The sequence below is a fragment of the Pseudomonas sp. SDO5271_S396 genome (genome assembly GCF_054071795.1).
In genome coordinates, this window is sequence record NZ_JBSVWB010000002.1 from 39,542 (window position 1) to 57,595 (window position 18,054).

General features: G+C 63.7%; 18 protein-coding genes. 7 read left to right on the plus strand and 11 right to left on the minus strand.

Annotation, left to right across the window (positions count from 1 at the left end; genetic code table 11):
- Nucleotides 1–17: 17 nt before the first annotated feature.
- From ACW9IN_RS01835 to ACW9IN_RS01870, 8 genes are all read right to left on the minus strand, one after another.
- Nucleotides 18–914: an ABC transporter permease gene (locus tag ACW9IN_RS01835; protein ID WP_457364278.1), complete on the minus strand. Its 897-nt coding sequence runs from the start codon at nucleotides 912–914 to the stop codon at nucleotides 18–20.
- Nucleotides 907–2,103: a quaternary amine ABC transporter ATP-binding protein gene (locus ACW9IN_RS01840; protein ID WP_457364279.1), complete on the minus strand. Its 1,197-nt coding sequence runs from the start codon at nucleotides 2,101–2,103 to the stop codon at nucleotides 907–909. The genes ACW9IN_RS01835 and ACW9IN_RS01840 overlap by 8 nt, the downstream gene beginning before the upstream one ends.
- 177 nt (nucleotides 2,104–2,280) lie before the next feature.
- Nucleotides 2,281–2,676 (minus strand): carboxymuconolactone decarboxylase family protein, encoded by a 396-nt coding sequence (locus tag ACW9IN_RS01845; RefSeq protein WP_457364280.1) that lies wholly within the window; start codon nucleotides 2,674–2,676, stop codon nucleotides 2,281–2,283.
- Nucleotides 2,669–3,481 (minus strand): alpha/beta fold hydrolase, encoded by an 813-nt coding sequence (locus ACW9IN_RS01850; RefSeq protein ID WP_457364281.1) that lies wholly within the window; start codon nucleotides 3,479–3,481, stop codon nucleotides 2,669–2,671. The genes ACW9IN_RS01845 and ACW9IN_RS01850 overlap by 8 nt, the downstream gene beginning before the upstream one ends.
- Before the next feature lie 4 nt (nucleotides 3,482–3,485).
- Complete coding sequence (locus ACW9IN_RS01855; RefSeq protein ID WP_457364282.1) at nucleotides 3,486–4,562, minus strand: LLM class flavin-dependent oxidoreductase; 1,077 nt, start codon at nucleotides 4,560–4,562, stop codon at nucleotides 3,486–3,488.
- Nucleotides 4,563–4,580: 18 nt separating this feature from the next.
- A complete protein-coding gene (locus ACW9IN_RS01860; protein ID WP_457364283.1) occupies nucleotides 4,581–6,092 on the minus strand; it encodes an aldehyde dehydrogenase in 1,512 nt (503 codons plus the stop codon).
- A gap of 18 nt (nucleotides 6,093–6,110) precedes the next feature.
- Nucleotides 6,111–7,058, minus strand: coding sequence for a flavin reductase family protein (locus tag ACW9IN_RS01865; protein WP_457364284.1), 948 nt, complete (start codon nucleotides 7,056–7,058; stop codon nucleotides 6,111–6,113).
- Between the two features lie 135 nt (nucleotides 7,059–7,193).
- Nucleotides 7,194–7,787: an amino acid synthesis family protein gene (locus ACW9IN_RS01870; RefSeq protein ID WP_457364285.1), complete on the minus strand. Its 594-nt coding sequence runs from the start codon at nucleotides 7,785–7,787 to the stop codon at nucleotides 7,194–7,196.
- A gap of 188 nt (nucleotides 7,788–7,975) precedes the next feature.
- Here ACW9IN_RS01870 and ACW9IN_RS01875 point away from each other — a divergent pair, with 188 nt between their 5' ends.
- Nucleotides 7,976–9,736 carry a helix-turn-helix domain-containing protein gene (locus tag ACW9IN_RS01875; protein ID WP_457364286.1) on the plus strand — a complete coding sequence of 587 codons (1,761 nt, stop codon included), beginning with the start codon at nucleotides 7,976–7,978 and terminating at the stop codon, nucleotides 9,734–9,736.
- Between the two features lie 66 nt (nucleotides 9,737–9,802).
- On the plus strand, nucleotides 9,803–10,540 hold the full coding sequence (locus ACW9IN_RS01880) for a hypothetical protein (protein ID WP_457364287.1): 738 nt from the start codon (nucleotides 9,803–9,805) through the stop codon (nucleotides 10,538–10,540).
- Between the two features lie 50 nt (nucleotides 10,541–10,590).
- On the opposite strand, the gene ACW9IN_RS01885 is transcribed toward ACW9IN_RS01880, so the two are convergent.
- A complete protein-coding gene (locus ACW9IN_RS01885; protein ID WP_457364288.1) occupies nucleotides 10,591–11,580 on the minus strand; it encodes an alpha/beta fold hydrolase in 990 nt (329 codons plus the stop codon).
- 229 nt (nucleotides 11,581–11,809) lie between these two features.
- Here ACW9IN_RS01885 and ACW9IN_RS01890 point away from each other — a divergent pair, with 229 nt between their 5' ends.
- Both ACW9IN_RS01890 and ACW9IN_RS01895 read left to right on the plus strand, forming a co-directional pair.
- On the plus strand, nucleotides 11,810–12,763 hold the full coding sequence (locus tag ACW9IN_RS01890; RefSeq protein ID WP_457364289.1) for a PDR/VanB family oxidoreductase: 954 nt from the start codon (nucleotides 11,810–11,812) through the stop codon (nucleotides 12,761–12,763).
- 11 nt (nucleotides 12,764–12,774) lie between these two features.
- Nucleotides 12,775–13,821 carry an aromatic ring-hydroxylating dioxygenase subunit alpha gene (locus ACW9IN_RS01895; protein WP_457364290.1) on the plus strand — a complete coding sequence of 349 codons (1,047 nt, stop codon included), beginning with the start codon at nucleotides 12,775–12,777 and terminating at the stop codon, nucleotides 13,819–13,821.
- Here ACW9IN_RS01895 and ACW9IN_RS01900 read toward each other — a convergent pair.
- On the minus strand, nucleotides 13,818–14,462 hold the full coding sequence (locus ACW9IN_RS01900; protein WP_457364291.1) for a TetR family transcriptional regulator: 645 nt from the start codon (nucleotides 14,460–14,462) through the stop codon (nucleotides 13,818–13,820). The genes ACW9IN_RS01895 and ACW9IN_RS01900 overlap by 4 nt on opposite strands.
- A 111-nt stretch (nucleotides 14,463–14,573) precedes the next feature.
- Between ACW9IN_RS01900 and ACW9IN_RS01905 the strand changes: the two genes are divergently transcribed.
- The 3 genes from ACW9IN_RS01905 to ACW9IN_RS01915 are packed head-to-tail and all read left to right on the plus strand — an operon-like array spanning nucleotide 14,574 to nucleotide 17,335.
- Nucleotides 14,574–15,230 carry an O-methyltransferase gene (locus ACW9IN_RS01905; RefSeq protein ID WP_457364292.1) on the plus strand — a complete coding sequence of 219 codons (657 nt, stop codon included), beginning with the start codon at nucleotides 14,574–14,576 and terminating at the stop codon, nucleotides 15,228–15,230.
- Nucleotides 15,231–15,255: 25 nt separating this feature from the next.
- The gene (locus ACW9IN_RS01910) at nucleotides 15,256–16,122 is read left to right on the plus strand and encodes an SDR family oxidoreductase (RefSeq protein WP_457364293.1); all 867 of its coding nucleotides are present in this window, start codon (nucleotides 15,256–15,258) and stop codon (nucleotides 16,120–16,122) included.
- A gap of 13 nt (nucleotides 16,123–16,135) precedes the next feature.
- The gene (locus ACW9IN_RS01915) at nucleotides 16,136–17,335 is read left to right on the plus strand and encodes an arabinose transporter (RefSeq protein WP_457364294.1); all 1,200 of its coding nucleotides are present in this window, start codon (nucleotides 16,136–16,138) and stop codon (nucleotides 17,333–17,335) included.
- Here ACW9IN_RS01915 and ACW9IN_RS01920 read toward each other — a convergent pair.
- A complete protein-coding gene (locus tag ACW9IN_RS01920; RefSeq protein WP_457364295.1) occupies nucleotides 17,332–17,952 on the minus strand; it encodes a LysE family translocator in 621 nt (206 codons plus the stop codon). The genes ACW9IN_RS01915 and ACW9IN_RS01920 overlap by 4 nt on opposite strands.
- Nucleotides 17,953–18,054 lie beyond the last annotated feature (102 nt).

The window sequence follows — 18,054 nt, forward strand, 5'->3', positions numbered from 1 at the left end:
GCATTCATGATTGGTTGTTATGCGTTTACCGCGCGCAGGGTGAACAAGCGCTTGAACAGTGACTTGCGTTTTTGCGGTGTGGGTTGCGCCAGGTTCTGGGTAATGCGGTCGAGCATCATCGCCAGCAGCACGATGGCGATCCCGCCCACGGCGGCGCGGCCCACGTCCATGCGTCCCAGGCCCTGCAGCACCACCAGGCCGAGGCCTTCGGCGCCGATCATCGCCACCACCACCGACATCACCATGGCGGTCAGCACGGTCTGGTTGAGGCCGCCAAGGATGGTCGGGATCGCCAGGGGCAACTGGATTTCCCAGAGCAGTTGGCGACGGTCGGCGCCGAACGCCAGGCCGGCTTCGACCAGTTCGGTCTCGACCATGCGGATGCCCAGGTAGGTGAAGCGGATGAGGGGCGGGCAGGCGGAGATCACGACCGCCACTTCGCCCGACACGGTGCCCACGCCGAACAGCATCACCACCGGCACCAGGTACACGAAGGTCGGCGTGGTCTGCATGATGTCCAGGATCGGTCGCATCACGCTCCATACCCGTTCGCTGCGGGCGCACCATACGCCCACGGGAATGCCGACGATCATGCAGATCACAATCGCGGTGGTGATCAGCGACAGGGTGGTCATGGCTTCGTCCCACACCCCCAGCGCGGCGATCACGATCAGTGCCGCGGCGCTGAACAGCGCTACGCCCAGGCGCGCGGCGCGGTAGGCGATCAGGAACATCAGCACCACCATCACCGGGAACGGAATGGCGTGGATCACCGTGTCACTCAGCGCCAGCAGGTGCTCCACGGGCCAGCGAATCGCCTGGAACAACGGGCGCAGGTGAATGCCGATCCATTCCACGCCCTGGCTGATCCATTGGTCCACGGGAAATACAGCGAGGTCTTCTGACTTAAGCATGGTGTGCAACCTCCGAAACGGCAGGGCGAGGGGGCGGGACGCTGGCGATGCAATCGAGGATATCGGCGCTGTCGAGGGTGCCGGCGAACAGCCCGTCGGCGTCCACCACTGCCACCGGCAGGCCCGGCTTGAGCAGGCGCGCCACTTCCACCAGCTTGGCGTTGGCCGGCACGCTGACGAACTGCGGCGACAGGCGTTGCAGGGCATCGCTGCCGGCGCCCACCGCCAGCAACGCGCCGGAGTCGAGCACGCCCAGCGCTTTGCCCGCAGCGTTGAGGACAAAGGCGCTGGCGCTGTCGTTGCCGACGATGCGGGTATCGCCCTGGGCCAGCAGCGTGTCGGCGGGGCGCATGATCGAACGCGCATCGAACAGCCGCGAGCGGTCCACTTCGCGGGTGAACCCGGCGACATAATCGCTGCCCGGGTCGGCGACGATTTCCTGTGGCGTGCCTTCGCGCACCACTTGGCCGTCGGCCATGATCGCGATGCGCGTGCCCAGCTTCAGAGCTTCCTGGAAGTCGTGGGTGATGAACAGGATGGTTTTTTTCAGGGTGCGTTGCAGGCGCAGCAACTCGTCCTGCATCTCGGTGCGGATCAGTGGGTCGAGGGCACTGAAGGCTTCGTCCATGATCAGCACATCGGCGTCGGTGGTCAGCGCACGGGCCAGGCCGACCCGCTGGCGCATGCCGCCGGACAGCTCATGGGGATGGTGGTCGGCCCACTTGGCCAGGCCGACCACCCCGAGCACTTCCAGGGCGCGCTTGCGCCGTTCGGCAAGGGGCACGCCGCGCAGCTTGAGACCGAATTCGGTGTTTTCGATCACGGTCTTGTTCGGCAGCAGGGCGAAGTGCTGGAACACCATGGAGATGCGTGTGCGGCGCACTTCGCGCAGCTCGTTTTCGTTCAGGCTCACCAGGTCCTTGCCGTCCAGCAGGATCTTGCCGGCGGTGGGCTCGTTCAGCCGGTTGATGCAGCGCGCCAGGGTCGATTTGCCCGAGCCCGAAAGGCCCATGATCATGTAGATCGCGCCCGTGGGAATGGACAGCGATACGTTATTGAGGCCGACCACCGTGGCGGTCTCGGCCAGGATCCGGTCCTTGCTGGCACCGGCGGTCAAGAGCTGCATGGCTCGGTCGGGCGTCTGCGAGAACACTTTGTACAGGTTCTCGATCTTTAGTCGTTCGCTCACCAATTGCCTCCAATTGTTGTTTTGCTATCTGCGGATATTTCGTCAATCGAAATTTTTGGGCTACCGGCAGTAAAAGGTCACTTGGTGGTGCAGTCGCAAGGGTGCAGTCGCAAAAATTTCTTGTTGTTGTACACATCACTTACAGCATGAGCGGCAGGGCGGTGCAAGGGCCGGGCGTCAGCCGGTCGGGCTCTGCGCCGCGGCCATGCTGTCCCGGGCCTTGCGTGCCACGCGAAAGGCCTCCACGCCGGCGGGCACGCCGCAGTACACCGCGATCTGCACCAGGGCGGCGCGCAGTTCGTCGTCGGTCAGGCCGTTGCGCAGGGCACCGCAGAAATGCGTGCCGAATTCGTCCATGCGCCCCAGCGCGGCGAGCATGCCCAGATTGAGCAGGCTGCGTTGCTTGAGGTCCAGGGCGTCGTCAGTCCAGACCATGCCCCAGCAATATTCGTTGAGCACGGCCTGGAACGGCCGCGAGAAATCGTCAGCCTTGCCCAGGGCCTGGTCGACGTAGGCATTGCCCAGTACCTGGCGGCGTACGTTTTCGCCCTGGGCCTGTAATGATTTATCCATGGTGGGTCTCCGAATCGGTCAGGAAGTCACGCATGAGGGCCGCCACCTGCTGCGGCGCCTCGATCAGAATGCAATGGCGCAAGCCCGGCAGTATGCGCAGCGTCGAGCCCTGGATGCGCTCGTGCATATAGGCGGCCATGCGCGGGTTGGAGCCGAGATCGTCGGAACCGGTGGCGATCAGCGTGGGGCAGCGGATCTGTCCCAGTTGCTCGCCGAAATCCGACTCGGCCAGCACCCGGTACGCCGCCGCATAACAGCCTGGGTCGTTGGCCGCGTTCAGCTGACGCAAACGCAGCACCGCATCGGGGTTGCGCGCCTGGAAGTCCTCGGTCAGCCAACGCGCCAGCGACGCTTCGTAATGCGCCACCGGTTCGCCGGATTGCAGGGCGGCGAGGCGTGCTGCCACACGCTCGCGCTCCTCGACGTTGCGCCCGGCGACGGTCGACAGCAGCACCAGCCGCCGCACCCGCTCGGGATGCGTCAGGGCCAGGCGCTGGGCAATCAGGCCGCCCAGCGAAAACCCGGCCAGGTCGAACGCGCCGAAGCCCACGTGCTCGGCCAGCGCCAAGGCTTCACCGACCAGGTGGTCGATTTCGTAGCGTCCCGGTGTGCGCGACGACTGGCCGTGACCGCGCAGGTCGAACGTGAGCACGGTGAAATCGTCGACTAACTCCGCCACCACCTCGCGCCAGGCGTCCAGGCTGGAGCCCACCCCATGGATGCACACCAGCGTGCGGGGGCCATGCCCGTCGAGACGGTAATTGAGCGTGACGTTGGCCACGTGCAGTTGTCGTGAGTCGCTCATGGGCTTATCCCGTCACCGTTTCGCGACGCTTGGCGCGCTCGCGTTCGGCAAACACGGGCATCACTTCGTCGATGAACAGGCGCAGGGTCTGTTTTTGCAGCTCGAACGGCAGGTTGAAGGTCAGGCCCAGGCAATACTGGTCGACGCCGGCGGCTTCGTAGTCGAGCAGCTTGGCGATGATCTCGTCCGGGGTGCCGAACATCAGGTTGCGCCGGATGTTTTCCGGGTTGTAGTTCTCCTTGCCGCGCACCGCTTCGAACGGCACCGGTTCGGGGAAACCGTTGTGCACGGTGCCGACGTTCTGCATCAGGTTTTCGAAGGCGCGGCCAAAGTCCATGCTGTGTTGCACCGGCACTTGCCAATCGTCGGCGTTCGCGTAGACACAGGTACGGCGCTGCATCATGAAACGCGGACGCGGCACGTGGGGGTTGTCGGCTACGGCCTTGTTGAATTTCTCGCCCAGCACGGCGATTTCCGCCGCGGGCATCGACAACGGCGTGGAGAGAATATTGGCGCCGATGCCCACCGCCCAGTCGAAGGTACCCGGGTCGCGCGCCGCCACCCAGATACGTGGGTGGTCCTTTTGCAAGGGTTTGGGCACCGCGGCGGTCAGCGGGAATTTCCAGTAGTGGCCGTCATGGGCGTAGTCACCGGCCCAGAGTTTCTGCACCGCCGGCACCAGCTCCTTCATGTAGCCGACGCCTTCCTGCTGTTGCAGGCCGGGGGTCATGCGGTCGAATTCGTACTGATAGGAGCCTCGGGCGATGCCGAACTCCAGGCGGCCTTTGGTCAGGTGGTCGCACAACGCGGCTTCGCCGGCCAGGCGGATCGGGTGCCAGTAGGCCGCCGCGATGGTCGCGGTGCCCAGGCGAATGCGTTCGGTGTGCTGGCCGAGCCAGGTCAGGGTCTGGAACGGGTTGGGCGCAATGGTGCATTCGAGGGTGTGGTGTTCGGACGTCCACAGGGTTTCGAAACCGCCCTCATCGGCGATCTTCGCCAACTCCAACAGGTTGGCCATGACGGTCTGCATCGGCACGTCCGGGGAGAAACGTTCCATGCTCAGGGATACGGCAAATTTCATGTGAGGCTCCTTGAATAATCAGCGCAGGCGGATGACGAACGGGTCCTGCATCTCGCCGGAATAGTCGATGACCACGTTCTTGGCGCGGGAGAACTCGCGCATCACGTCAAAGCCGCCGCGTCGCCCATACCCGCTCTGCTTGAAGCCGCCGTTGGCCGACATGTAGGCCGAGCTGCGGTAGGTGTTGATCCACACCGTGCCGGCGTCGATCTGGTTGGCAAAACGCAGGGCGCGGTCGATGTTCTGGGTCCAGATGCCCGAGGCCAGGCCGTAGGAGGTGTCGTTGGCCAGGCTGATCATCTGGGCTTCGGAGCTGAACGGCATGACCCCCACCACCGGCCCGAACAATTCGTCACGCATGAACGGCATGTCGTTGCTGGCGTTGGCCATCACCGTCGGTTCGAAGTACCAGCCTTCACTCAGGTGTGCGGCGCTCGGGCGCTTGCCACCGATGGCGGCCTGGGCGCCTTGCTGGAGGCCGCTGGCGATGTAGCCTTCGATCTTCTGCAACTGGGCCTGCAAGGCCAGCGGGCCGATGTCGGTGTTGGCTTCCATCGGATGCCCGACGGTGATGCGCTGGGTGCGCGCCACCAGCGCTTCGACGAACGGCTTATAGATCGAGGCCTCGACAAAGCACCGCGAACCGGCCACACAGCTTTGCCCGGCGGCGGCGAAGATGCCGGACACGACACCGTTGACCGCCTTCTCGATGTCTACGTCTGCAAACACCACATGGGGCGACTTGCCGCCCAGTTCCATCTGGCACGGCACCAGGTTGTTCGCCGCGTTGCCGGCGATGCGGCGCCCGGTGTCGGTGCTGCCGGTGAACACGTATTTGGCGATGTCCGGGTGACGGGTCAGCGCTTCGCCGGTGACCGCGCCGTTGCCGGTGACCACGTTGACCACCCCGGCAGGGAAGCCGGCTTCGATGATCAGCTCGGCCAGGGCCAGGGTCGAGGCGCTGGCATGTTCCGAAGGTTTGATCACCACCGTGTTGCCGATGGCCAGGCACGGCGCAAGGGTGCCGGTGAGCAGCATCAGCGGCGAGTTCCATGGCGTGATCATGCCCACCACACCCAGCGGTTCGCGGCTGCTGTAGTTGAGCTGGTTGAGTTTGTTCACCGGGATCACGTCGCCCTGCAGCTTGTCGGCCATGCCGGCGAAGTAGGTATAGGCGTCGGGCAGGGCGCTCATCTGCGCGCTCATTTCCCGCAGAAGCTTGCCGTTGTCGCGGGTTTCCAGCAGGGCCAGCTCTTCGGCGTGTTCGGCCACCAGTTGGGCCAGGCGGTAGAGCAACTTGCCGCGTGCGGTGGGCGTCATGTTGCGCCACTGCGGGTCATGGAAAGTGCGCTTGGCCGAGGCCACCGCGCGGCCCACATCGCCAGCATCGCCTTGGGCGAACTGGTACCAGGATTGACCGGTGGTGGGGTCGAAGCTGTCGACATAAGTGCCGTTCTCGGGCGCGACGAAGCGGCCGTCGATAAACAGGTTGAGACGATTGCCCTCAAGGGCGCTGACCGTGGTTTTCATGCAAGTGTCCTGTGTGGATCAAAGCGGGGCGTTTTCGAGCATCGCGATGCGGCCGCTGGCGGCGGAACCGGTGTAGATGCCGAACTGCTGGTTTTCGCGTTCGCGGGCGTAGCGGCGCACCACCGAACGCAGTTCGTTGACGGGCATCTGTTCGATGGGCAGCTCGTCCAGCGGGAAGAAGCGCAGGGTGTCGGGCAGTTCGCCGTCCAGTGCGCCGAGTTGGGCGCGGTAGATCAAAAAGCCCGGGTCGGTGTCGTCGACATCGAACACCGAGTACAAAAAGGTCGACTCCAGTTCAACCGGCAACGCGCTGGTCCCGGCGTCGATAAAACCTTTGCGCTTGCCGGCCACCGGCAGCGTCCAGCCGCCCTTGCCGTCGGCGCGGAACAGGATCGCGCCGTCGGTTTCGATCAGGTAACCGATGATCATCTTGTGCGAGTCCAGCCAGCTGGCGGGCAACGGATCCTGGATGTTCGCGTAGCGCCCCCGGCAGAAACACAGGGGCAGCTTGGGGCTGGTGCCGAAGGCGCGGACCTGGCCGATCAGCACCAGGTGATCGCCGGCGTCGATGCGCTGGTGCACGGAGCAGTCGAACCAGGTGAGGCTGTCGGTGAGGATCGGCGCGCCGGTGTGTACGGTGTCGTGGTTGACCGTGTGGAACTTGTCCGGCGACTTGGAGGCAAAGGTGCCGGAGACGTCGACCTGGCCTTCGTGCAGCAGGTTGACGGCAAACTGTTCGCTGGTGGCGAAGGCGTCGTGGCTGGCGGCGGATTTGCCGACACACACCAGCAACAGCGGTGGATCGAGGGACACCGAGGTGAACGAATTGGCAGTCATGCCCCGGGGGTTGCCGTCGGCGTCATGGGTGGTGATCACGGTCACGCCGGTCACGAACGTGCCGAACGCCTGGCGCAAGGCCCCTGGGTCGACGGCTGCAACGTTGGCGCTGATCTCGGTGCTCGGCATCGGAGTGCTCCTGTTATTAGGTGTTGAAGCAAGCCTACGGGCGAGTGGCGCCGTGGGCTTGCGTCGAAAAACCGGAATTGCGCGGTCGGTTTTGCTGGGGTTCGCGCTAATCCCTGTGGCTGAGCCGGTTTTTGTTTAAGACTTCTCCGCCTCCATCTCTGCCATGTCCTGGTAGCGATCCGCGATGCGCGGGTGGGCGCGGGAGCCGTCGGAGGCGCCGATGGCGATCAGCACTTCGTCCGGGCTCGGGGCGTCGGCCACCTGGAAGTTGGCGGTGAGGAAGTGCGAGCGCTTGCCGGTCTCGCTCTTGTGCACCATCGGCAGGGCGAGCAGGGCGCCCGGGGCGTTGCGGGTGTTGGTGAAGCTCAGGTAGGCGGTGCCTTCCACCGCTTCGCGGAACAGGTTGCCGAAACGCAGGGTGTGGATCAGGCCCGAGGCGTGCTCGATCTCGCCATTCACACCGACGGCGGCGGCCTTGCCAAAGGCTTCGACCTTGCCACCCGGCATCAGGGCGATCAGGCGGCGGGTCATTTCGTGGCCCAGGCCCGGGGCCAGGCGCAGGATTTCGGGGCGCAGGTTTTCGACGAAGCCCTGGCCGGCCCAGGGGTTTTTCAGGATGGCGGCCACCACGATCAGCGTGATGGGTTTGCCGGCTTCCTTGCCCCCTTCGATAAAGGTTTCCTCGATGAAGGTGCAGTACTTCCTGACGCCCAGATTGTCCAGATTCATGATGAGGTGTCGCCCTTGTTGTGGTTGGTTTTGCCCAAGGCTAGGGGCAAAGGCAAAACCCGTCTTCCTGCGGTTCGGCGGATAAATGCGTTGGACATTGCTAGGAAGTGGAGCAAGTATCAGGCGGGCCGGGCAGGCACCTTGGCTGTCATGATCCCCACGTTCAGGTGAGCGTCTTGAATCGAGAAATGCAGATACTGTCGCTGCGCGACGTGGCCAGTCAGATCAACTCGGGCGGCGACTTGCAGTCGATGCTGCACCAACTGGTGTACGCCAGCTGCCGCCACACGCACTGGACCATGAGTTCGATCATGGCCATCGACATGGACGCAGGCTTTGGCCATGTGATCGCCCGGCACGACCCGACCCTGGTGCAGCGGCCGTTGGTGGACAGTTGGGAGTTGTCCTCCAGCCCGGTAATGACCGCCTTGCAGCGCAACGAGCCGGTGTTCATCCATGACGTGCGCGATTGCGAATACCCGGGCTACCGGCGTGATTCGGTGGAGCGTGATTACCGCACGGTGATGGTGATGCCGATGAACTGCACCGATTTCGAAGGCCGGCCCATGGTACTCAGCGTGATCTCGCGCACGCTGATGGCCGCCTCCGAAGAAGACCGGGTATTCCTCGGCATGATCATTCACCTGGGGGCCATCGCCGTGGAGCGCCAGCGTCAGCTGGAAACCCAGCGCCGCGCCGCCGAACGCATGCAACAGGCGCTGCACGTGCACACCTCGATGCTGGAACACGTATTGGGCGGGGGCTCGGTGACGTCGCTGTCGTTGATGGTCGGCAACCAGTTACCCAACCCGGTGATCGCCGTGGACTTCACCGCCAACCAGGTGGTGGCGGGGCGTTCACCCGACACCACGTTGTTCGACGACGCCGCCTGGCAAAGCGCCGTTGCCGGTGTGTTGAGCGTGCAGATCACCCAGGCTGCCCAGGACAGCTTGCGCAGTGCGCTGCGCAACACCGTCAATCTGTTCCTGGATGACGGCCAGCGCCAGTTCACCTTGCGGGCGCAGATCGAGCCGCTGATGGTCGACCATGAGCTGGTGGGCGCGCTGGTGCTGTTTCCGGTGGCGGCGCCGGTCAACGAGCTGGATTTGCTGATGCTGGAAAGCGCCAAGTTCGCCCTGAGCGTGCAGATGATGCGCAGCTTTATCCGCTTTCGCTTCGAGACCCGCACCCAGACCGAACTGCTGTTCGAAGTGCTGGAAGGCCGCTGGCGCGACGCCGAGGATATCCAGCAACGCGCCCGGCGCCTGGGCATCGGCTTCAACAGCGCACAGCAGATGCTCATCATCGATTACGGCAGCAAGGCCCGCGAAGCGCGGAACCTGCACCACAACGTGGCGCGCATCCTCACCCGTGCGGCGATCCCGGCCACGGTGATCAGCGTCGACAACGGCCTGGTCTGCCTGGTCCCGGCCGAAGAGCCGAACGGTCGCGAACGCCGGGCCAAGGTCAAGCGCCAGATCACCGATGACCTGGCCCATTACCTGGGCGGCGAACCGCTGCTGTTGGCCAGTGGCGTGTGCAAGGTGCTGGACGACTATCCCGTGGCCTGGGAGCGCTGCCGCCGGTTGCTCGACATTGCCCGTTCGTTCGGGCGCAGCGGGCCGATTTCCGACCAGGACTTCGGCCCGATCCCGATCTTCGTCGCGGCCGTGGGCGGTGAAGACATCCGCACCTTCGTCAACGAAAGCGTGGGCGCCATGCTGGAACACGACCGCAAACACCAGACGCCGTACCTGGAAACCCTGACCGCCTACCTGCGCGAAAGCTGCCGCAGCCAGGCTTGCGCGGATGCGATGGGGGTGCATGTGACCACGCTGCGCTACCGCCTGGCGCGGATCCAGGAATTGTTCGGCATCGATGTGGAAACGCCGGAACGCCGCTTTGCCACCGAGCTGGCGATTCACTTGCAGCGGGTTATCGACAGTTGATCGACGCCCGGGAAAACCGCGCAGGAAAGTGTTTCAATTGCCTTTTTGAACGCGTGGGGCAGACCTATGAATTTGTTGGACCCATTGTCAGGTAATGAGCCGCTGACCCAAGGCGGTGCGTCAAAAGGTGCAGGGTTCCTGAATGCATTCTGGGGCTGGGGTTTTTCGGCGTTGCATGACCCTCTGCTCCGGGGTTACCTCGCGGAGTTCCTGGTGTATCAGGCGTTGCTCACCCAGCACAAACCGCCATTCCAGATCCCCACGTCGCATTTTTCGACGAAGATGGAAGGCGACGTGCACGACCTGGTGTTTTTCATGGGCGATGAAAAATTCACCCTTCAGGTCAAGTCCAAGGACTCTTTCAGCAAAAGCCAGACGTTCGACACCTCCTTCGCGCAAGGGTATGACTGCACCACGAACACGTCCCTGCCGGCGGATCACTGGTCGGACTTCTATGTGTTTGCCTACCTGACGCTGAACAACGATCACTGTGCCCAGCTCAAGGCACTGCATGAGCAGTGGAACCCCAACCCGTCGCTGGCCAGGCCAAGGGACAAACTGTTCTTCAAAGCCACACAGAAAGAGGTGGTGCACTCGGTATTGGAGCTGGATAACTGGCGCTTTTTCGTCATGGAACGGGAGCACTTGCGTGGGCAGAAAAGCATCACTCTGAACAGTCTGCGTACCCGAGTGGCCAGGGGGCAGGCGGTACAGACCGACTATGACGGGCTGATGGAAACCCTGATGGAACTGGCCTGTCTGCGCTACGCGAAGCATTGCGCTGCGGAGTGTTCCGTGGCGTGAAAAAACGGGCGGGCTCCGTAGAGCTCGCCCGCACGCTGGCGTGAAGCCCCTCAGCGCCTGGTGGCTGCCGTATGCGCCGCCAGGAAGGTGCGCATCAACCGCGCAATCTCGGCACCGTCTTCCTCCAGGGCAAAGTGCCCGGTGTCCAGCAAGTGCAACTCGGCGTTCGGCAGGTCACGCTTGTAGGCTTGAGCGCCTTCCACGTCGAACGATTTGTCGTTCTTGCCCCAGACGATCAGCATCGGCGGTTGGTATTGACGGAAATACGCTTGCCATTCCGGGTAGCGCTTCACGTTGGATCCATAGCTGTAGAACATCTCGATCTGGATATCCTTGTTGCCGGGTCGGTCGAGGTAGGCTTGATCCAGGGTCCATGCATCCGGGCTCAAGTGCGCGAGGTCGCGCACTCCTTCGGTGTAGTGCCAGCGGGTGCCGGCCAGCTCCAGGAACGGTCGCAGCCTTGCAGCATTGGCTTCGCTCTTGTCGCGCCAGAAGGCCTTGAGCGGTTCCCAGAATTTGCCCTTGATACCTTCGTCATAGGCGTTGCCGTTCTGCACGATGATCGCGCTGATGCGTTCCGGGTGGTCGTGAGCCAGGCGGAAACCCACCGGGGCGCCGTAGTCCTGCACATACATCGCGTAGCGCGACAGGCCGAGCTTTTCGGTGAGGCCATTCATCAATTCGGCGACGTGATCGAAGGTGTAGGCGAATTGTCCCACCGGTGGCATGTCGCTCTGGCCGTAACCCGGGTAGTCCGGTGCGATCACATGGTAGCGGTCGGCAAGCTGCGGGATCAGGTTGCGGAACATCTGCGAAGAGGTGGGGAAACCGTGCAGAAGCAGCAGCACAGGTGCGTCCTTTGGTCCGGCTTCGCGGTAGAACAGGTTGACGCCGTTCACGTTGACGGTGTGGTAGCTGGTTTCAGTGATGGAGGCGGCAGGTGGTGCCGCATCAGTGGCGGCAAAGCCTGGGGTGGCGCTTATCGACAATGCGGTGCACAGCGCCAGGGCAGTCAGGGAAAAACGCGATACGCGGCTCATGGTGTGGCTTCCGGATCAGTGGGTTACAAGATGTGCAAATCATCTGATCCAGCGACCCGATGGAGAAGAACCAGGGGCATTAACAGACTGTTTCAGCACACGAAACAATCAATGGGGCATTGTCGCGGCCATAAGCAGATCAAATAGATTGAATCACCAATGCTTATTTTTTTTATGGGAAATCACGGGGGAGAATCGGCGCAACAATAAAAAAACGACAGGTCCTTCCATGTCCGATCTACCTCTGCAACTACGCATTGCCCGGCGCCAGGACGAAGCCGAGGGCATCATCTCGCTGGAGCTTGTGGACCCCAACGGCGACTGCCTGCCGCCATTCGAGGCGGGGGCGCATATCGAGGTCCGGGTGGCGCCCGGTCTTGTACGTCACTACTCACTGTGCGGTTCACCCGAAGACCTGGGTCGCTACCGTTTGGGCATCTTGCGCGAGCCTGCTTCCCGGGGCGGTTCGGCGCAGATTCATGGGCAGTTTCACGAAGGGCGGTTGGTGGAAGTGACGGCACCGCGCAACCAGTTCCGATTGGTGGAGAACGCCGGGCATTCGTTGTTGCTGGGCGGCGGTATCGGTATCACGCCGATCCTGGCGATGGCCTGGCGGTTGCAAACGCTGGGGGCGTCGTTCGAGGTGCATTATTGCGTGCGCAGCGAGGCTCGTGCGGCGTTCCTCAATGTGCTCAAGGACGCGCCGTTCGCCGACTGTGTGACCTTGCACGTGGATGACCTCGGCCAGCGCGTGGACCTGCGCGCCTTGTTGCAAGGGCCCGATTCGCAGCGGCATGTGTACGTGTGCGGTCCGGCGGGTTTCATGGATGCCACCCTCGACACTGCACGCGGCCTCGGCTGGGCCGCGCAGAACCTGCATTACGAATATTTCGCCGCGCAGCTCGACACCGAAGGCGCCGCCTTCACCCTTCATGCCGAACGCTCCGGCCTCACCCTGCGAGTGCCGCCGGACCGCAGCATCGCCCAGGTGCTGCAAGCCGCGGGCGTGGAGGTGCCGCTGTCCTGCGAGCAAGGCGTGTGCGGCACCTGCTTGACCCGGGTGCTGGACGGCATTCCGGACCACCGTGACCTGTTCCTCACCGACGACGAAAAAGCCGCCAACGACCAGATGCTGCTGTGCTGCTCCCGCGCCCACAGTGCGAGCCTGCGCCTGGATATCTGAAGGAGATGCCCATGAGTTTTCTACGCAATTGCTGGTACATCGCCGGTTGGGCCGATGAGTTGATCGAAGGCCAACTGCTGCCGCGCACGCTGCTCGACGAAAAGATCGTGATGTTCCGCGACAGCCACGGCGCCTTGCAGGCGTTGCAGGACCGTTGCCCGCACCGTTTCGTGCCGCTGCACCTGGGGCGCCTGGAAAATGACCGCATTCAATGCGCCTACCACGGCCTGAGTTTCGATTGCAGCGGCGCTTGCGTGCACAACCCCCACGGCAACGGCGCGATCCCGGCGGCGGCGCGGGTGAGGGCGTATCCGATGCAGGAGCGGCACGGGTTCGCCTGGATCTGGATGGGCGACCCGGCGTTGGCCGACCCGGCCCTGATCACCGACTTCAGCCCGGTGGACCCGAGCACCGCGTACATCGGCAAGAGTTACCTGCACGTGAAAGCCAATTACGTGCTGGAGACGGACAATATCCTCGACCTCAGCCATATCGAATTCCTGCACGGTAATTCCCTGGGCAGTGCGGCCGTGGCACAGGGCGTGATCGAGGTGGAGCAGCATGGCGACACCGTGCATTCCAAACGCACCACCCACAATGAACAGCTCACCCCCGAGCTTGAACGCCTGCGCGGTGTGCCCGCCGGCCAGCGCGTGGATCGCTGGCTGGATGTGCGCTGGAATGCGCCGTCGAACATGCTGCTCAACAGTGGCTACACCTTCAGTGGCGCGCCGCGTGAGCAAGGCAAGTCGGTGTACGTGGCCCATGTGTTCACCCCGGAGACCGCCTCCACCACCCACTATTGGTTCGGCATTGCGTTTCCCAAGAGCCTGGGCGAAGAGGGGCGGCGTCTGGCCGAAGACAATATCCAATGGCTGAGCCAGCCGTTCACCACCGAAGACATGCCGATGCTGCAAGCCCAGCAGGCGGTGATCGGCGATCAGGACTTCTGGGCGCTCAAGCCGGTGTTATTGGCCAGCGATGGCGGGGCGGTGCGGGCGCGGCGCCTGCTGGAAAAGATGATCAGGCACGAGCAGGCCGGCCTGCCCAGCGCTTAATCCTGGGGCGGGGACGCGTTCAGCGCCTGTGCATAGGCGCTGAACATGTCGGCCATGGCATCGGCATACACCGCGATCTCTTCGGGGGTTCGAGGGCTGATGGAAAAATCCTTGCCCACCGAGCTGAGCGTGTTGAGGATCAAGTCGCAGGCCAGCGCGCGAACCGGCGGTGTTGCCTCGGGTAGCAACTCGAGCATGAAGCGCTCGAATGCCTGTTGTCCCGCCGCGCGCACCTCGACGGCCTCGGGGGCGTCGCGATACAGCGGCGCGGAATCGTGCAGGGCGCCGCGCATCTGCGCTTCCTCGCATTCCGAGCGGATGAATGCATGCACCAGCGTGCGCAGGCGCTCCAGGGGCGGGGTGTCATGCCGTTCCAGAATGTCGCGCAGCATCTGGGTAGTTTCCTGCCACTCATCGCTCTGCAAGCGGAACAGGATCGCCGCCTTGTTCGGGAAGTATTGATACACCGAACCCACACTGACGCCCGCCTTCTCGGCCACCCGTGCGGTGGTGAAACGGGTGGCACCTTCCTTGGCCAAAACCTGAATAGCCGCCTCCAGAATCGCAGCCACCAGTTCCGCAGATCGGGCCTGCTGGGGCTGTTTGCGCGAGGAAATACGCGGGGTCTGGCGCGTGGTCATGGAGCGCTCCTGTCTTGGGGCCAATGCGAATAGCGAATGCGACGAATCGCTCGCATACTTTTAATGCGACGAATTAGTCGCATCTTAATCCCAACCCCACGGAAATCAATCATGTCGAGCCTGACCACCGCGCCATTGGCGCCCCTGATCGAACGCCTCTACGCTCAAGCCAGCGCCGCCACCAGCCCGGTGCTGGGGTCGGTGTCCAACGAAGAACGCGAGCGCCTGATGCACAGCAAGACCGAATACCTGGAACTCTACGGCATGCTCAAGGATCTGTGGCTGCCGGTGTCCCGCGACACCGGCAAGCTGCTTTACCTGCTGGCGCGCAGCAGCAAGGCGCGGGCGATCGTCGAGTTCGGCACTTCGTTTGGCCTGTCGACCCTGCACTTGGCTGCCGCGCTGCGTGACAACGGCGGTGGCGTGCTGATCGGCAGTGAATTCGAACCCTCGAAAATCGCCCTGGCGCGCCAGCACTTCATCGAAGGCGGCGTCAGCGACCTGATCGAGATTCGCGAGGGCGACGCGCTGGTGTCCCTGGCTCGCGATCTGCCGGACAGCGTCGACCTGCTGTTGCTGGACGGCGCCAAGGCGCTGTATGGCGAGGTGCTGAGCCGGGTGGAACCGCACCTGCGGCCTGGCGCGCTGGTGGTGGCGGACAACACCGATTACTGCCCGGAATACCTGGCACATGTGCGCGCACCGGAAAACGGTTATCTGTCCGTGCCCTTTGCCGATGACATCGAGTTGTCGATACGTCTGCGCTGACGTTCACTCACCCAGGAGCAACCTTATGCACGTATTTGTCACCGGCGCCACCGGTTGGGTCGGCACCGAAGTGGTGAAAGACCTGATCGACGCCGGTTATCTGGTCACCGGTTTGGTCCGTTCCGACCCCAAGGCCCGTGTGCTTGAAGCCATGGGTGCCAAGGTGCTGCGCGCGACGCTGGACGATCTGGACACCTTGCGCCGCGCCGCCTGGACCGCCGACGCGGTGATTCACACGGCGTTCAACCATGATTTTTCGCGGTTCGCCGAAAACTGCGTGCAGGACCGTCGCGTGATCGAAGCCTTCGAAAGCGCGCTGAAGGGCTCGGATACGCCGCTGATCGTGACCTCCGGCTTGTCCGGCCTGACACGCGGCGCCACCGAAGCCGACCTGCCGGGCGCCGGCTCGCCGCGTCAATCGGAAGCCGCCGCCCGGGCCCTGGCCCAGCGCGGTATCCGTACGGCAACCGTGCGCCTGGCGCCCTCGGTGCATGGGTTGGGGGACCACGGCTTTTTGCCGATCCTGATTCGCCTGGCGCGGGAGACCGGCGTGTCGGCGTATCTCGGTGAGGGAGGCAATTGCTGGTCGGGCGTCTATCGTTGCGATGCCGCGCAGGTTTACCGCCGGGTGCTGGAAGACGGCCTGAGCCAGTCGGCCTACCACGCGGTGGCGGACGAGGCGGTGCCGTTCAAGGCCATCGCCGAGGTCATCGGTCGCCATCTGGGCGTGCCGGTGGAGTCGCGGCCACGGGAGCATTTTGGCTGGTTCGCCAACATGGCCGGGGCCGATATGGCGGTGTCCGGCGCCCAGACCCGCGAGGTACTGGGCTGGAACCCTGGCGGCCCGAGCTTGCTGAGCGACCTTGATCAAAGCGGTTATTTCATCTTCTGAGCAGGAGCTTTTCATGACACAACACACTACGCCTCGGGGCTCGGTCAGCAGCGTGTTGCTGACGTTGCTGCCGATCACCCTGGCGGTATTCGTCGGCTTTTTGATCATGGGCATGCAATTGCCGGTGCTGCCGTTGCACCTGCACCAGACCCTGGGCATGAGCCCGCTGGTGGTGGGTGTGGTGGTGGGCGCACAGTTCGCGGCGGCACTGCTGTCGCGGGGTTGGGCGGGCAATTTTGCCGACATGCGCGGGCCCAAGCGCGCCATGTTGATCGGCCTGCTGGTGGCGGCCAGCTCGGGCTTTCTGTACTTGGCATCGCTGGCGTTCGTCAGCTCGCCGGTGCTGTCGGTGTGGATCCTGCTCGCCGGGCGCGTGGTGCTGGCGCTGGGTGAAAGCCTGATCATCACCGGCTCCATGGGTTGGGGCATGGGTCTGGTGGGACCGCAGAACGCCGGTAAGGTGATGGCCTGGATCGGCATCGCGATCTACGCCGCATTCGCCCTGGGCGCGCCCTTGGGTGTGCTGTTCAATCGGGAGTGGGGCTTCAGCGGGATCGCACTCGGTACCTTGGGCATTCCACTGTTGGCCCTGGCGATCGTAGCCGGTGCCAAGGGTGTTGCGCCGACCAGTCAGCGGCGCATGTCGTTCTATCGGGTGCTCGGCGCGGTCTGGTTGCCGGGCCTGGGGCTGGCGTTTTCCAGCATTGGCTTTGGGGTGATCACAGCGTTCATGGCGTTGTTGTTCGCGGCCAAGGACTGGGACAACGCATCGTTTGCCTTCACGGCCTTTGGCCTGGCGTTTATCGGGGCGCGGATTTTCTTTGGGCATCTGCCGGACAAAATGGGCGGGGCGATTGTCGCGCTGGTCTGTGTGCTGATCGAGGCGGCGGGGCAGTTATTGATCTGGGGCGCGGGTTCGCCATTGATGGCGTACGTGGGCGCGGCCTTGACCGGCTTCGGCTATTCGCTGGCGTTTCCCGGTTTTGGCGTGGAGGCGATCAAACGCGCGCCGCCGCAAACCCGTGGGTTGGCGATGGGCGCCTATGTGGCGTTCCTCGATATCGCGCTGGGCATCAGCAGCCCGCTGGCCGGTGCCTTGGCCGGCGCGGCGGGGGTGGAGTCGGTCTACCTGGCGGGTGCGGTGGCAGTGTTGCTGTCGGTGGGGGTGGCCTGGGTACTGCTGACCCGGGCGCCCCGGTTGCAGAGCGCCTAGCGTTTGCTCAGGGCCAGTCGTGCGGCGAACAGCACGAAGATCAGGCCGGTGGTGCGGTCCATCCACTGGATGACCTTCTCCTGGCGCAGGAACCCGGACAATGGCTGGGTCGCGCCGATCAGCGCCAGCGACCACACCAGGCCAAGCACCACGTGAATGCTCACCAGGCCGAAGGTCCAGGCGATCAGCGAATACCCCTGGGGAATGAACTGCGGCAGGAACGACACGTAGAAAATCCCCACCTTGGGGTTGAGCACGTTGCCGAGCATGCCCTTGAGGAACCAGTTGCCGCTGGGTTTTTCATCCGCTTGCAACGGTGACAACGAACGGCGCGGACGCAGCAGCATGTTCAGGCCGAGCCAGGCCAGATAGGCCGCGCCGCAGTACTTCAAGAGGTTGTAGGCCAGCTCCGACACCGCAAGCAACGCGCCCAGGCCAAAGGCCACCGCCGCACCCCAGACCAGGCAACCCGCGTTGATCCCCAAGGTGGCCTGCAACGCCTGGCGCTTGCCCTCCACAGTGGCGGTCCGCAGGACCAGCGCGGTATCCAGCCCGGGAGTGAGGGTGAGCAGGGTGGCGGCGAAGGTGAAGGCGAGGAGGTTGTCGGTGATGGACATGGGGCGTTGTCTGCAAGGAAAGGTAGGTGAAACTTAGCACCGATCGGCAGCCCGGTCGCAAAACCCTGAGACTTCCCGGCGAAAATCTTCATAATGGCGGCC

Excerpts from the sequence above, each read along its gene's own strand:
- ACW9IN_RS01835 (WP_457364278.1), bottom strand. The coding sequence starts at position 914 with ATGCTTAAGTCAGAAGACCTCGCTGTATTTCCCGTGGACCAATGGATC.
- ACW9IN_RS01845 (WP_457364280.1), bottom strand. The coding sequence starts at position 2,676 with ATGGATAAATCATTACAGGCCCAGGGCGAAAACGTACGCCGCCAGGTA.
- ACW9IN_RS01850 (WP_457364281.1), bottom strand. The coding sequence starts at position 3,481 with ATGAGCGACTCACGACAACTGCACGTGGCCAACGTCACGCTCAATTAC.
- ACW9IN_RS01855 (WP_457364282.1), bottom strand. The coding sequence starts at position 4,562 with ATGAAATTTGCCGTATCCCTGAGCATGGAACGTTTCTCCCCGGACGTG.
- ACW9IN_RS01860 (WP_457364283.1), bottom strand. The coding sequence starts at position 6,092 with ATGAAAACCACGGTCAGCGCCCTTGAGGGCAATCGTCTCAACCTGTTT.
- ACW9IN_RS01865 (WP_457364284.1), bottom strand. The coding sequence starts at position 7,058 with ATGCCGAGCACCGAGATCAGCGCCAACGTTGCAGCCGTCGACCCAGGG.
- ACW9IN_RS01870 (WP_457364285.1), bottom strand. The coding sequence starts at position 7,787 with ATGAATCTGGACAATCTGGGCGTCAGGAAGTACTGCACCTTCATCGAG.
- ACW9IN_RS01875 (WP_457364286.1), top strand. The coding sequence starts at position 7,976 with ATGCAGATACTGTCGCTGCGCGACGTGGCCAGTCAGATCAACTCGGGC.
- ACW9IN_RS01880 (WP_457364287.1), top strand. The coding sequence starts at position 9,803 with ATGAATTTGTTGGACCCATTGTCAGGTAATGAGCCGCTGACCCAAGGC.
- ACW9IN_RS01885 (WP_457364288.1), bottom strand. The coding sequence starts at position 11,580 with ATGAGCCGCGTATCGCGTTTTTCCCTGACTGCCCTGGCGCTGTGCACC.
- ACW9IN_RS01890 (WP_457364289.1), top strand. The coding sequence starts at position 11,810 with ATGTCCGATCTACCTCTGCAACTACGCATTGCCCGGCGCCAGGACGAA.
- ACW9IN_RS01895 (WP_457364290.1), top strand. The coding sequence starts at position 12,775 with ATGAGTTTTCTACGCAATTGCTGGTACATCGCCGGTTGGGCCGATGAG.
- ACW9IN_RS01900 (WP_457364291.1), bottom strand. The coding sequence starts at position 14,462 with ATGACCACGCGCCAGACCCCGCGTATTTCCTCGCGCAAACAGCCCCAG.
- ACW9IN_RS01905 (WP_457364292.1), top strand. The coding sequence starts at position 14,574 with ATGTCGAGCCTGACCACCGCGCCATTGGCGCCCCTGATCGAACGCCTC.
- ACW9IN_RS01910 (WP_457364293.1), top strand. The coding sequence starts at position 15,256 with ATGCACGTATTTGTCACCGGCGCCACCGGTTGGGTCGGCACCGAAGTG.
- ACW9IN_RS01915 (WP_457364294.1), top strand. The coding sequence starts at position 16,136 with ATGACACAACACACTACGCCTCGGGGCTCGGTCAGCAGCGTGTTGCTG.
- ACW9IN_RS01920 (WP_457364295.1), bottom strand. The coding sequence starts at position 17,952 with ATGTCCATCACCGACAACCTCCTCGCCTTCACCTTCGCCGCCACCCTG.